The 13,513-nt window shown below is 56.0% G+C and carries 13 protein-coding genes; 4 read left to right on the forward strand and 9 right to left on the reverse strand.

Features of this window, described 5'->3' with window-relative positions:
- Nucleotides 1-32 precede the first annotated feature (32 nt).
- Together treB and treR are read right to left on the reverse strand one after the other, a co-directional pair.
- On the reverse strand, nt 33-1,451 hold the full coding sequence (treB, locus tag E0L21_RS05150) for a PTS trehalose transporter subunit IIBC (protein ID WP_131407350.1): 1,419 nt from the start codon (nt 1,449-1,451) through the stop codon (nt 33-35).
- Nucleotides 1,452-1,576: 125 nt separating this feature from the next.
- Complete coding sequence (gene treR / locus E0L21_RS05155) at nt 1,577-2,524, reverse strand: trehalose operon repressor TreR (RefSeq protein WP_131407352.1); 948 nt, start codon at nt 2,522-2,524, stop codon at nt 1,577-1,579.
- A 195-nt stretch (nt 2,525-2,719) separates the two neighbouring features.
- Here treR and mgtL point away from each other — a divergent pair, with 195 nt between their 5' ends.
- The 3 genes from mgtL to E0L21_RS05170 all read left to right on the forward strand — a co-directional run bounded on the left by mgtL (nt 2,720) and on the right by E0L21_RS05170 (nt 8,160).
- Nucleotides 2,720-2,770 carry a mgtA regulatory leader peptide MgtL gene (mgtL, locus tag E0L21_RS25440; RefSeq protein WP_228007843.1) on the forward strand — a complete coding sequence of 17 codons (51 nt, stop codon included), beginning with the start codon at nt 2,720-2,722 and terminating at the stop codon, nt 2,768-2,770.
- A gap of 139 nt (nt 2,771-2,909) precedes the next feature.
- Nucleotides 2,910-5,618 carry a magnesium-translocating P-type ATPase gene (gene mgtA, locus E0L21_RS05165; RefSeq protein WP_131407354.1) on the forward strand — a complete coding sequence of 903 codons (2,709 nt, stop codon included), beginning with the start codon at nt 2,910-2,912 and terminating at the stop codon, nt 5,616-5,618.
- A 157-nt stretch (nt 5,619-5,775) separates the two neighbouring features.
- The gene (locus E0L21_RS05170) at nt 5,776-8,160 is read left to right on the forward strand and encodes a beta-N-acetylhexosaminidase (protein WP_131407356.1); all 2,385 of its coding nucleotides are present in this window, start codon (nt 5,776-5,778) and stop codon (nt 8,158-8,160) included.
- A 188-nt stretch (nt 8,161-8,348) separates the two neighbouring features.
- On the opposite strand, the gene ridA is transcribed toward E0L21_RS05170, so the two are convergent.
- The 4 genes from ridA to E0L21_RS05190 all read right to left on the reverse strand — a co-directional run bounded on the left by ridA (nt 8,349) and on the right by E0L21_RS05190 (nt 10,359).
- Complete coding sequence (gene ridA, locus E0L21_RS05175) at nt 8,349-8,735, reverse strand: 2-iminobutanoate/2-iminopropanoate deaminase (RefSeq protein WP_017459089.1); 387 nt, start codon at nt 8,733-8,735, stop codon at nt 8,349-8,351.
- Between the two features lie 74 nt (nt 8,736-8,809).
- Nucleotides 8,810-9,271 carry an aspartate carbamoyltransferase regulatory subunit gene (pyrI, locus tag E0L21_RS05180; protein WP_017459088.1) on the reverse strand — a complete coding sequence of 154 codons (462 nt, stop codon included), beginning with the start codon at nt 9,269-9,271 and terminating at the stop codon, nt 8,810-8,812.
- A gap of 12 nt (nt 9,272-9,283) precedes the next feature.
- The gene (gene pyrB, locus E0L21_RS05185; protein WP_131407359.1) at nt 9,284-10,219 is read right to left on the reverse strand and encodes an aspartate carbamoyltransferase; all 936 of its coding nucleotides are present in this window, start codon (nt 10,217-10,219) and stop codon (nt 9,284-9,286) included.
- Between the two features lie 35 nt (nt 10,220-10,254).
- Complete coding sequence (locus E0L21_RS05190; RefSeq protein ID WP_170312053.1) at nt 10,255-10,359, reverse strand: pyrBI operon leader peptide; 105 nt, start codon at nt 10,357-10,359, stop codon at nt 10,255-10,257.
- Between E0L21_RS05190 and E0L21_RS05195 the strand changes: the two genes are divergently transcribed.
- Nucleotides 10,339-10,455, forward strand: a complete 117-nt coding sequence (locus tag E0L21_RS05195) for a hypothetical protein (RefSeq protein ID WP_131407363.1) — start codon at nt 10,339-10,341, stop codon at nt 10,453-10,455. The two genes, E0L21_RS05190 and E0L21_RS05195, sit on opposite strands and share 21 nt — an antisense overlap.
- Nucleotides 10,456-10,458: 3 nt before the next feature.
- Here the strand turns inward: E0L21_RS05195 and E0L21_RS05200 are convergent, their stop codons facing one another.
- From E0L21_RS05200 to argF, 3 genes are all read right to left on the reverse strand, one after another.
- Nucleotides 10,459-10,938 (reverse strand): arginine repressor, encoded by a 480-nt coding sequence (locus tag E0L21_RS05200; protein ID WP_131407365.1) that lies wholly within the window; start codon nt 10,936-10,938, stop codon nt 10,459-10,461.
- A gap of 104 nt (nt 10,939-11,042) precedes the next feature.
- Entirely contained in the window at nt 11,043-12,446 is a 1,404-nt protein-coding gene (locus E0L21_RS05205; protein ID WP_131407367.1) for a YfcC family protein, read from the reverse strand.
- Between the two features lie 47 nt (nt 12,447-12,493).
- Nucleotides 12,494-13,498 carry an ornithine carbamoyltransferase gene (gene argF / locus E0L21_RS05210; RefSeq protein WP_131407369.1) on the reverse strand — a complete coding sequence of 335 codons (1,005 nt, stop codon included), beginning with the start codon at nt 13,496-13,498 and terminating at the stop codon, nt 12,494-12,496.
- Between the last annotated feature and the right edge of the window lie 15 nt (nt 13,499-13,513).

Here is a 13,513-nt window from a genome sequence, read left to right on the forward strand (position 1 = left end):
AAAACGAAGGGGCGCAAACGCGCCCCAAAAAATTACACAATCTGCAATGTGCCTTGACGGAACTTACGCTGATAAACAAAGGAGGTCAGCACCAGCGGGATAACAACCGCTACTGCTGTAGCAAGTGCAAAGATCTGCCAGAAAGCGGGTTGAATCGAGAGAAAGCCCGGCAGACCCGCCACGCCAATCCCGTTCGCCAGCACGCCGTTAAGACCGCACAACAACCCGGCAAGCCCGGAACCGATCATCGCGCACAGCATTGGGAAACGGTATTTCAGGTTGATGCCATACATGGCTGGTTCGGTTACGCCGAGAAACGCGGAGATAGCCGCCGGAACCGAGATTTCACGCTCATTCTCTTTACGGCTGGAAATAATGATGCCCACCACCGCCGACGCCTGCGCAACGTTTGACAGAGCAATCAGCGGCCACACTGGCGTACCGCCCATGTTCTGAATCATCTGCATGTCGATAGCCAGCGTGGTTTGATGCACACCGGTAATCACCAGTGGCGCATAGAGGAAACCAAACAGTGTCGCGCCGATAGGAGCGAAGCTGCCGGTCATCAAATGGCGAACCGCCCATGCCACACCGTCACCAATCATGCGGCCAAACGGGCCGATAAAAGCGTGCGCCAGGAATACCGCCAGAATCAGCGAACACACCGGGACAATCACCAGATAAAGGGAGTCCGGTATCAGTTTTTTGAGACGGGTTTCAATCATGCCGAGCGCCAGGCCCGCCAGCAGCGCCGGGATCACCTGCGCCTGGTAACCCACTTTCGCGATGCTGAACAAACCAAAGTTCCACACTTCCGGCACTTGCGAACCCAGTAAATAAGCATTCATCAATTGCGGGGAAACCAGCGTCACGCCGAGGATAATGCCAAGGATCGGCGTTCCGCCCATTTTGCGCACCGCTGACCAACAAACACCGACCGGCAGATAGAAGAAGACTGCTTCACCAATCAGCCAGAGGAAGTCATACACGGTTTTCAATGGCGGAAATATCTGCACCAACGTCTGACCGTTGCTCATCGGGACATCGCCGACAATATTGCGAAAACCGAGGATCAAACCGCCGCTAATCAGCGCGGGCAGCAGCGGGAAGAAGATTTCCGCGAAGTGGGAGATTAAGCGCTCGTGCCATTTCATATTTTGTCGCGCTGCTTGTTTGGCCTGCTCTTTATCCGCATGAGCCAGACCGGTGGCGGCGCGCAGCGCCTGATAGTAGTCGCCGACATTGGTGCCGATCACCACCTGGAACTGTCCGGCGTTGGTGAAACAGCCTTTGACCATCGGTAGCTGGTCAATCGCCTTTGGGTCGGCGGCGGCCGGGTTATTTAATACAAAACGCAAACGGGTAATACAGTGACTGACCGTCGCGATGTTTTCGCGTCCGCCAACCAGCGTAATAAGTTGTTCGATATCTGATTGATTTACTTTGCTCATCCTGGTGCCTCGGGGGGAGAAATGATGCGTAACATGACCGAGGCAAAGCGTAACCGCAGGCAAAAAAATTAAAAATGGGAACGTTCCCGAAACTTGGCGAGGATCACAATAAACGATAAAGCGGCTTAAACGAGGTGGGCAGGGATCACGATTTGACGAGGTGTGGCGCGGCCATTGACCTGTTCTATTAATTGCGCGGCGGCCTGGCGACCCGCTTCGGCGTAACCGGGATCGACCGTGACAATTTCCGGATGCAGAAACTTCATCAGCGGCGTGTTGCCGACGCTGGCCAGTTGAACGGTATCAATGCGCTGTTCCTGCAAATATTTACTGGCACCAAGCGCCAGCGTATCGGTCGCGCAGAGCAGGGCGGTAGTGTGAGGGGCTAAAACGTGTGCGGCGTGTTCATAACCTTGCTTCATGGCAAGGCCCGGTAAAGCGAATTTCGGTTCGAGCTGGTGTCTTTGACAAAACGCCATATATGCGTCGTGGCGGCGTTTTCCAGTCGTGGCATCGCTGTGCGGTACGCCAATAAAGCTGATATGGCGATGACCACGGGCGTAAAGGTTTTCCATTAACAACTGGATTGCGCCGTCATCGTCATAACAGACCGAGGCGAAACCACTGGCGTCGCGCGCCAGCAGCACCAGTGACGATTGCCAGGAAGTGAGCAAACTTTCGGTGACGCCGGTAAAGCCAAACAGCACCACACCATCAATATTCCGGCGGCTCAGCATCTGCAAATGCTCTTCGACTAACTGCGCCGAGAACTGGCTTTCCATCATAATCGGGTCATAACCCTGTTCGTAAAACGCCGGAAGCATGGTCTGTACAGCAAGGTTTTCTGAGAGAGAATCCAGACGCGAAACGATAATCGCCACCACTTTATCGCTCTGCCCGCGCATGGCGCGCGCGGAACGGGAAGGGGAGAAACCGTGCTGATTAACCACCGCTTCCACCCGCTCGCGTGTGCGCTGGCTTACGCCGCTTTCGTTATTCAGCACACGGGAAACAGTGGACTTGCCCACGCCGCTTAAGCGTGCGATGTCTTTGATTGTCAGCCGGTTTTGCATACTTCAATCCTTTCCTGATGGGGGCGGGTTGCAGGATAAAGGAGTTTTGCATCCCTTCCAAGCGCCAGCAATGAGCAAAGTCTGGTTTATGCACTTTGTGCTACCAATTGATGGTGCGTATATGTTTGGTTTAATTCTGCGGAGCTATGATACCGCTACGTTATGATTCGCCCTTCACACCTTACCGGAGGCCAGATGGATCCCGATCCCACCCCTCTCCCGCGACGGAGATACTTTTTCCGGTAAGCCCGCTTTTGCTGCCTTACCGGATGCGTAAGGCAGCGACGTCATTTTCGTCCCTGTCCGATTAAAAACGCCAGTTGGCGCGGCTTTGTTACGCCAGTTGTAAATCGCACCCGCGTGACGCGGGGGCAAGGACATTATCATGCTGAAAAACATTACCCGGCAGCTTTTCGCTCGCCTCAACCGCCATTTACCGCATCGTCTGGTGCAGCGCGATCCGCTTCCCGGCGTGCAACATATCGTCCAGGGAAGTATCCCCGTCTCGATGGGCGAGCGCTGCCTAAATATTGCCGCGATGGAACACGATAAGCTCTGGAAAACTTTTGCCAGCCATCCGGAAGGGTTGAACCCGCAGGAAGTGGAACTGGCGCGGGCAGCGCACGGCGAAAACCTTATTCCGGCGCAGAAACCTGCGCCCTGGTGGGTGCATCTGTGGGTGTGCTATCGCAACCCGTTTAACTTGCTGCTGACCTGCTTAGGCATTATTTCCTATGCCTCGGAAGATCTCTTTGCCGCCTGCGTGATTGCGCTGATGGTGGCGATCTCTACTCTGCTTAATTTCCTGCAAGAGGCGCGCTCGACCAAAGCGGCCGATGCGCTGAAAGCGATGGTCAGCAACACCGCGACGGTACTGCGCGTAGTGAATGAGAAGGGCGAAAATGGCTGGTGTGAATTGCCTATCGACCAGTTGGTGCCGGGCGATATCGTCAAGCTGGCAGCGGGAGATATGATCCCGGCGGATCTGCGCGTGGTACAGGCGCGGGATCTGTTTGTCGCTCAGGCCTCGCTTACCGGTGAATCCTTGCCGGTAGAGAAAGTGGCGACGACGCGCCAGGCGGCGCAACGTAACCCGCTGGAAGCCGATACCCTGTGCTTTATGGGCACCAATGTGGTGAGCGGCACGGCGCAGGCGATAGTCATCGCCACGGGCGGCAATACCTGGTTTGGTCAACTGGCCGGGCGTGTCAGTGAGCAAGAAACTGAGCAGAATGCGTTTCAGAAAGGCATCAGCCGCGTCAGCATGTTATTGATCCGCTTTATGCTGGTGATGACGCCGATCGTCTTGCTGATCAATGGCTTTACCAAAGGCGACTGGTGGGAAGCGGCGCTGTTTGCGCTGTCGGTTGCCGTGGGTTTGACGCCGGAAATGTTGCCGATGATTGTCACCTCCACGCTGGCGCGCGGTGCGGTGAAACTGTCGAAACAGAAAGTGATCGTCAAGCATCTGGACGCCATCCAGAACTTTGGCGCGATGGATATCCTCTGTACCGATAAAACCGGCACCCTGACGCAGGACAAAATCGTGCTGGAAAATCACACGGATATCAGCGGTAAAGTCAGCGAGCTGGTGCTGCACAGCGCCTGGCTGAACAGCCACTACCAGACCGGGCTGAAAAACTTGCTGGATACCGCTGTACTGGAAGGTGTGGACGCGGAAGCGGCGCAGACGCTGGCGGCGAGCTGGCGCAAAGTGGATGAGATCCCCTTTGATTTCGAACGTCGCCGCATGTCGGTGGTGGTGGCGCAGCAGGCGGATGTTCATCAACTGATTTGCAAAGGCGCGCTGACGGAAATCCTCAGCGTCTGCTCGCAGGTGCGCTTCAACGGCGAGATCTTCCCGCTGGATGACACCATGCTGCGCCGCATTGAACGCGTGACCAGCACGCTGAACCGCCAGGGGCTACGCGTGGTGGCGGTTGCCACCAAATATTTGCCGGCACGTAGTGGCGACTACCAGCGTATTGACGAGTCGGATCTGATCCTTGAAGGCTACATCGCGTTCCTCGATCCGCCGAAAGAGACGACCGCACCGGCGTTAAAAGCGCTGAAAGCGAGCGGTATCACCGTCAAAATCCTCACCGGTGACAGCGAACTGGTGGCGGCGAAAGTGTGTCACGAAGTGGGGCTGGAAGTGGGTGATGCGCTGACCGGCAGCGAAATTGAGCACATGAGCGATGACGAACTGGCGCAAATGGCGAAGCACATCACGCTGTTCGCCCGGCTGACGCCGATGCATAAAGAGCGCATTGTCCGTCTGCTGAAACGCGAAGGCCATGTGGTCGGTTTTATGGGCGATGGCATCAACGACGCCCCGGCGCTGCGCGCAGCAGACATCGGTATTTCCGTCGATGGTGCCGTAGATATCGCCCGCGAAGCGGCAGATATTATTTTGCTGGAAAAGAGCCTGATGGTGCTGGAAGAGGGCGTGATTGAAGGGCGTCGCACTTTCGCCAACATGCTGAAATACATCAAAATCACTGCCAGCTCCAACTTCGGTAACGTCTTCAGTGTGCTGGTGGCGAGCGCGTTTCTGCCGTTTTTACCGATGTTGCCGCTGCACTTGCTGATCCAAAACCTGGTGTATGACGTATCGCAGGTGGCGATCCCGTTTGATAACGTTGACGACGAGCAGATCGCCAAGCCGCAGCGCTGGAATCCGGCGGATCTGGGCCGCTTTATGATCTTCTTTGGCCCGATCAGTTCGATCTTCGACATCGTGACGTTTTGCGTGATGTGGTGGGTGTTTAAAGCTAACGTGCCAGAAGCGCAAACCTTGTTCCAGTCCGGCTGGTTTGTGGTTGGTTTGCTGTCGCAAACGCTGATTGTGCATATGATCCGCACCCGCCGCGTGCCGTTTATTCAGAGCCGCGCCGCCTGGCCGCTGGTGGTGATGACGCTGATGGTGATCTGCGTGGGTATTGCGCTGCCGTTCTCACCGCTGGCGCAATATCTGCAATTGCAGGCGCTGCCGCTGGCGTATTTCCCGTGGCTGGTGGCGATCCTGGCGGGTTACATGACGCTCACGCAGTGGATGAAAGGATTCTATAGCCGCCGCTACGGTTGGCAGTAAATATTCGCCTGAACCCGACCTGTGCTTAGCGCGCAGGCCGGGTATTTCTCTCAATTCCCGCAAGCTGTGATCCCCGTCGCCCGGCGCGCTTGACGCTCCTGAGGGCGCATGTTAACAAAATGTTTTCCCTCGTCTGACGTCGTCTGAAGGAACATTTATGTTGCGTTACAGCCTGTTAACTGCCGGGTTGCTGCTCGGTTCTTCCGCTTTTGCTGCGCCTGCGGGCGACTTGCCGCTGATGCCGTGGCCTGCAAAGGTTGAACGTCCGGCAACGCAGGGGGCGCTGGTATTGACGGACACGCTCTCTATCAGCGTCAGCGGTGACGATCTGGGCGACGCCGTTACACGGCTGCGCCAGCGCATCGCCCGGCAAACCGGCTGGACGCTGCAACCGCAGGCGGAAAAACCGCAACATCCCACCATTACGATAACTATCGCCAAAAAAGTGGCACCGCTGCCAAAGCTGGATAGCGATGAGCACTACACGCTGACGATCGATGCAAATGGCGTTCAAATCGCCGCAAATACCCGCTTTGGTGCGCTGCGCGCCATAGAAACGCTGCTCCAGTTGATCCAAAACGGCACGGAAAACACCGCCTTGCCGTGGGTGACCATTGACGATTCGCCGCGCTTCCCGTGGCGCGGTTTGCTGCTCGATTCTGCGCGGCATTTTGTGCCGGTCGAGGACATCAAACGGCAGCTCGACGGTATGGCGGCGGCGAAACTGAATGTGCTGCACTGGCATTTAACCGACGATCAGGGCTGGCGTTTTAGCTCGAAGCGCTACCCCAAATTGACGCAGCTTGCTAGCGATGACCTCTTTTACAGCGAAGAACAAATGCGCGATGTGGTGCGCTACGCCACGGCGCGCGGCATTCGCGTGGTGCCGGAAATCGACATGCCGGGCCACGCTTCAGCGATTGCTGTTGCCTATCCGGAGCTGATGAGCGCGCCGGGGCCGTATCAGATGGAGCGCCACTGGGGCGTGCTGAAACCGGTGCTGGATCCAACAAAAGTGGCGACTTACACCTTTGCTGAAGCGATGATCAGCGAACTGGCAGCGATCTTCCCGGATGCGTATCTGCACATTGGCGGCGATGAAGTGGACGATACGCAATGGAAAAACAACCCGGCGATCCAGCAATTTATGCGTGATAATAAACTGGCCGACAGCCATGCGTTGCAGGCGTATTTCAACCGCAAGCTGGAGGCGATCCTCGAAAAACATCAGCGCCAGATGGTGGGTTGGGATGAGATCTTCCACCCTGATTTGCCCAAAAGCATTTTGATCCAGTCCTGGCAGGGGCAGGACGCGCTGGGCGAGGTGGCAAAACAGGGTTACAAAGGCATTCTCTCCACCGGTTTTTACCTCGATCAGCCGCAGTACACCGCCTATCACTATCGCAATGAGATTGTGCCGCAGGGATTAAACGGTGTGGATGTGATTGCCGATAACGACAGCGCGCAAAGCTGGTCGTTTTCGATGCCGCGCCTGAAAGGCAGCCCGGTGGAAGGGACGTTTACGTTGGTCAAAGGCGAAAGTGGATGGCGCGGATTTATTGATTTCAAAGGTAAATCCCGCCGCGCCGTGCAGCATATCGACTGGCGCAGCGATCGCCAGGTGAGTTTTGTCGTCGATACGTGGATGGGCGAAACGCGTCCGGTTATCACCCTCACCGACGATAAACTCGGCGGTTACTTCCTGCTGGGTAACGCACGTTATCCGGTTACCGGCGCAAGGCTAAACGAGGTGCCGAAAGGGATTGCACCCGCCGTGCCGGACGCCAGCCAGCAGGCGAATTTACTGGGTGGTGAAGCTGCGCTGTGGGCGGAAAACGTGGTCGCGCCGGTGCTGGATATTAAACTGTGGCCGCGCGCGTTTGCCGTGGCGGAGCGCTTATGGTCGGCGCAGGATGTCAACGACAGCGACAACATGTACAGCCGTTTGCAGGCAATGGACAGTTGGTCGACAGTATCAGTCGGCCTGCAACAACATAGCCAGCAACTGGCGCAGTTCACGCGCCTTGCGAACAGCGCCGATACATTGCCGCTGCAAATCCTCGCCCAGGCTGTCGAACCGGCGCACTACTACACGCGCCAGCATCTGAAATTCCAGGCCGGTCATTATCATCAGTTTGAGCCGCTGAACCGCTTTGCCGATGCGCTGGCACCGGAGAGCAGCACTGTTCGCCAGATGAACCAGTGGGTCGACAGACTGGTGAGCGATGCGGAAGACAGCACCAGCGCTGTGGCGCTGCGCCATCTCTTTAGCCGCTGGCAGGGTAATACCAGCGATGCGCTGGCGCTCAGCGACAGTAACTATCAGCTAAAAGCGATGCGACCGGTGATTTTGCAGGTGGATAAGCTTGCTTCTATTGGGCTGCGGCTGACGGATTTAGTGGCGCGTCAGGGGACGCTGGATGATGGCGAGATTGCGTCTCTTCAGCGGGAGCTGGATAGCGCGGCGCAAATTCAGGACGAAGTGGTGATCGCGGCGGTCTATCCCCTGGAAAAACTGCTGCGCGCTACGCGCAATCGGTGAACGCCTGGGTGATAAGCGTACATAAATTGATTCCCTGAAAGGGTGTACCAACTTCTTCAAAAGAAACCACTGGCAGCCTGTGAGATTTAAATTTAAAGGTAAGCGGGCAGAGCCAAAAACTGGTTGCGCTTTAAGTGGGCAATAAAAAAGGCAGCGTAAGCTGCCTTTTATCTGTCGCGTAACCGCGATTAACGGCGAACAGCGATGGCTTCAATCTCGATTTTTACGTCTTTCGGCAGACGCGCCACTTCTACACAGGAGCGCGCCGGGAAGCTGGCATTGTGCTCGTTGAAAAAAGCTTCATAGGTAGCGTTAACGGTAGCGAAATCGTTGAGATCTTTCACGAAAACGGTGGTTTTCACGATGTCGCCCACTTTCAGACCCGCCGCTTCAACGATCGCTTTCACGTTGTCCAGCGACTGACGTGCTTGCGCCGCCACATCTTCCGGGACGCTACCGGTCTTCGGATCAACCGGGATCTGACCCGAGGTCAGGATCATGTTGCCAAGATCAACAGCTTGAACATAAGGGCCAATCGCTGCTGGCGCATTTTCCGTGGCGATAACTTTGGTCATAATAACTCCTGAATGACAGCGGTATTGAGGTTCCGCCCCATTATAGGGAGGGAAAAACGCAATACCAACCGCAATTAGTTAGCCAGTACCACATGGTGTGAGAACTCTTTCTCACAATACTTACACTTCAGCGCGATGTCGCTTTCGCGTTTTTTCACCGCAAAGCTGGAGGCGACCGGCTCTGCATGGCTGATGCAGTTGCTGTTCGGGCACACCAGTACACCAGTGATGCGCTCTGGCAGGCTCGGGCGCGATTTGCCCACCACTTCATACTCGTCGATACGGTTGACCGTGGCCTGCGGTGCGTACAGCGCCAGTTGGTTTACCTGCTCGTCGGTAAGAAACGTGTTCTCGATCTTGATCAAATCTTTGCGCCCCATCTCGCCGGACGGCAGATTCAGGCCGATGGTGATGCGCTGATCGGTTTCCGTCAGCTTAAACAGCGTCAGCAATTTAAACCCGACGCGCGCCGGGATGTGGTCAATCACGGTGCCGCGTTTGATGGCTTCGACCTGCAGTTTATTATCGTGTGTCATTGTCGTTTCTCCTTACAGCGCCAAATCGCGATTGAGAACCAGCGCCAGCAGAGCCTGGCGGGCGAAGATGCCGTTACCGGCCTGCTGGAAATACCAGGCGTGCGGCGTTTTATCCACGTCGGTAGTAATTTCATCCACGCGCGGCAGCGGGTGCAGCACCTTCATATTGCTGCGCGCGTTGGTTAAATCGCTGGCGCGCAGGACAAATTGGGCTTTGACGTTGGCGTATTCCGACGGGTCCAGACGCTCTTTCTGCACGCGTGTCATATAGAGGATGTCCACCTCGGTCATCACCTCTTCGATGCTGGCGTGTACGCTCCAGGCCATGCCTTTTTCGTCCAGCATATCGAGAATGTACTGCGGCATCGCCAGCGCGTCCGGGGCGATAAAGTAGAAGCGGTTGCCGCTGAATTTCGCCAGCGCCTGCGCCAGCGAATGCACGGTGCGGCCATATTTCAGGTCGCCGACCATCGCAATATTGAGATTCTGGAGGCGGCCTTGTGTTTCCTGAATGGTGAACAGGTCGAGCAGCGTTTGCGTCGGATGCTGGTTAGCGCCGTCACCAGCGTTGAGCACCGGAATGCCGCCGGAAAACTCAGTCGCCAGACGCGCTGCGCCCTCTTGCGGATGGCGCATAACAATCGCGTCCACATAGGTGCTGATCACCGAAATGGTGTCGGCCAGCGTTTCGCCTTTTTTGCCCAGCGACGTGTTGCTGCTGTCGGAGAAACCGACCACGCTCGCGCCGAGGCGGTGCATGGAGGTTTCAAACGATAAACGCGTGCGGGTGGACGCTTCAAAGAAGCAACTGGCGATCACTTTATGCTTGAGCAACTCCGGCTGCGGGTTGGCCTTCAGGCGTGCGGCGGTATTTAGCACCAGTTCGAGTTCTTCGCGGCTGAGATCGTTTATGGAAATGATATGTTTCTGATATAGCGGGTTAGCCATGGTTATCTCCTGACGACTGCGCAAAAAAAAGCCCCTCAATAGAGGGGCTGTGGAATTGGGTTTACAACGGGAAAGGAAAACGGCAGGCCAGCGCCTTTTTTCAGACGCGGTAAGACAGTTTGTCGTACACACTGGACCATTCTTCCTCCCGGCAAATTGTCCCGGATTATACGCAGCTGTTTTCGCGGATCAAGCGATTGATGCACATTTTACGCAATGCAAACGGTTCTCTTTGAATATTAATGCGTTCTAAGTAAATAATTAATTTGCTTATGCACTAACGCGGTGTGCTTCACTATCCTCGGGGCGACCCAGACGATACTGCTCCCTGCTACCACGCCGAGGATCTCCGGCAACTGGTGGTAATCCAGAATTCTTGCCACTGCGCGGCCATACCCCGCCACGGTGTGAATAAGGATAAATTCGCTATTATGCTCAACGCTAACCACCATTTCGGAGACGGAGCGGGCCGCGTCCGGCACCGGGCGTGACTGCGGATTCAGCGAATAAATTTTTTGTCCTTTGGCGTTGCGAATTTTGATTACACCGAGCAGTTTCAACAGGCGGGAAACGGTGGACTGGCTGATACTGTCGAAGCCGTGGCACTGCAAATCGCGGCGGATCTCCTCCTGTGAAAGATAACTTTTTTCGCTGATCAGGCGTTGGCAGACCGCCAGTTGTAGCTGCTCTTTCGGTGAATAATCTCCATATTCCATCATCTCTTTTCCCGTATTGGTTGCCGAAACAAAACGCCCGGCAACGCCATGCTTACCGGGCCTGTATATTATCCACAGACCGGGTAAGCAAAGCGCCACCCGGCGCGCTACAGCAGAGCGCCAAGGCTGAGTGCCACCATGATCACCACCGTTAATATCGCCAGCAATGGCGCGACCCATTTCAGGTAGCGCACATAGGGAACATGGGCGATTGCCAGTCCGCCCATCACCACTGCCGACGTGGGGGTCACCAGGTTGACAATACCGGAAGCCGATTGGTACGCGGTGACGACCAGTTCACGGTTGACGTTAGCGAAATCGGCCAGTGGCGCCATAATCGGCATCGTCAGCACTGCAAGACCAGAAGAAGAGGGCACGAGGAACGACAGCACCACTTCCAGCCAGTACATAACGTTGATAAACGCAACGGTGGACAATCCGCTGACCATGCCTTCGGCGCTGTGCAAAATAGTATGAGTAATCATACCTTTATCCATGATCACTACGATACCGCGGGCAATGCCGATAATCAGCGCTACGCCCAGCAGATCCCGTGCACCGTTGATAAATGTTGAGGTCAATTCCTCTTCGCTCATGCGGGCGATCAAACCCACGATGATGGCGCTTGCCAGAAACACTGCTGAAATCTGCGCCATCCACCAGCCAAGCACTGCCACGCCGTAAATCATCACCACAAAGGCCAGCGCGAAGATAAGCAGGATCAGTTTGCGCACCGGGGTGAATTCGAGCATCTCCGGCGATTTATTGCCGAGGAAAAATGCCCGATCCTCGTCCTGTTTGTCGGCGACGATAGACAGCGCCGGATTGGCGCGCACTTTACGGGCGTAGCGCATCACCCAGGCAACGCAAATCACCCAGCCAATCACCAGCAGTGCAACACGCAGGAGGATGCCGTGGGTAAACGGGATCCCGGCGGCGTTAGCGGCGATCACCGTGGCGAAGGGGTTGATGGTCGATCCGAGTGTGCCGATCCCTGCGCCGAGCAGCACGGTGGAGGCGGCGACAACCGGATCAAAACGGGCGGCGAGCATCACGGGAACCAGCAGCGTATAAAATGGCAGCGACTCTTCCGCCATACCGTAGATGGTGCCGCCTGCGGCAAACAACGCCATCAGGATCGGGATCATCCACTCTTCACGGCCACGCAAACGTGTCGTTACGCGCTCGATCCCGGCGTCAATAGCGCCCGTTTTGGTGACGATGCCAAGAAATCCGCCGATGATCAGAATAAACAGCGCCACATCGATTGCACCTGCCTGGCCGGTATCAGGATCGTAAAGACCACTTATCGGCGCCATGATCACTGCGATTAACCCTTGTGGATGCGCGGCGACATGCGCATAAGTACCGGCAATCGGCACTTCTTTGCCAAGTGCCGTGTTCATTGCCATTTGGTATTGCCCGGCGGGGATCACCCAGCTGAGCGCGGCGACAATGGCGATCAACAAAAAGAGAATGGTGTAAGCGGAAGGGAATTTGAACTTGCCCATGATGTGCTCCTTAACCCCGGCGCACCCGCGGCGCGCCGGGGGAGTGGTTAGTCGCCGAGGGTTGCCACCATCACCGCTTTGATGGTGTGCATCCGGTTTTCTGCTTCATCAAAAACGATAGAGTTAGGCGATTCGAAAACCTCTTCGGTGACTTCCAGCCCTTTCAGGCCATACGCCATTTCGATCTCGCCGCCCACTTTGGTGTGCTCGTTATGAAATGCGGGCAGGCAGTGCATAAATTTCACCTGCGGATTGCCGGTGGCTTTCACCACCGCACCGTTTACCTGGTAGGGTTTCATCAGGCTGACGCGCTCGGACCACGCTTCTTTCGGCTCGCCCATCGACACCCACACATCGGTGTAGAGGAAATCGACGCCCTGCACACCTTCTTCCACGTCCTCGGTGAGCATGATGCGCGCGCCGGTTTCACGGGCGATGGTGCGGCACTGTTCAACCAGTGCTGACTCCGGCCAGAAGGATTTTGGTGCCACCAGGCGGATATCCATGCCCATCTTCGCCGCGCCGACCATTAGCGAGTTACCCATGTTGTTGCGCGCATCGCCCAGATAGGCAAAGCGCAGATCCGGCAGACGTTTACCCGGCGCGTGTTCCAGCATGGTCATCAGATCCGCGAGGATCTGCGTCGGGTGAAACTCGTTGGTCAGCCCGTTCCACACTGGCACGCCCGCGTATTCGCCCAGCTCTTCCACAATCTGCTGGCCATAACCACGGTATTCGATGCCGTCATACATGCGCCCCAGTACGCGAGCGGTGTCTTTCATCGACTCTTTGTGGCCAATCTGCGAACCGCTTGGGCCGAGATAAGTCACCTGCGCGCCCTGATCGAACGCGCCGACTTCAAACGCGCAGCGGGTGCGGGTGGAGGTTTTTTCAAAAATCAGCGCGATGTTTTTGCCAACCAGCGTTTTCTTCTCGCGCCCTGCTTTTTTGTCTGCTTTTAGCTGAATAGCCAGATCGATCAGGTACTGGATCTCCGCCGGGGTGTAGTCGAGCAGTTTGAGAAAGTTGCGGTTTTTCAGGTTGATGCTCATGAGATTTCCTTTTTT

The organism is Kosakonia quasisacchari (assembly GCF_004331415.1).
GTDB classification, from domain to species: domain Bacteria; phylum Pseudomonadota; class Gammaproteobacteria; order Enterobacterales; family Enterobacteriaceae; genus Kosakonia; species Kosakonia quasisacchari.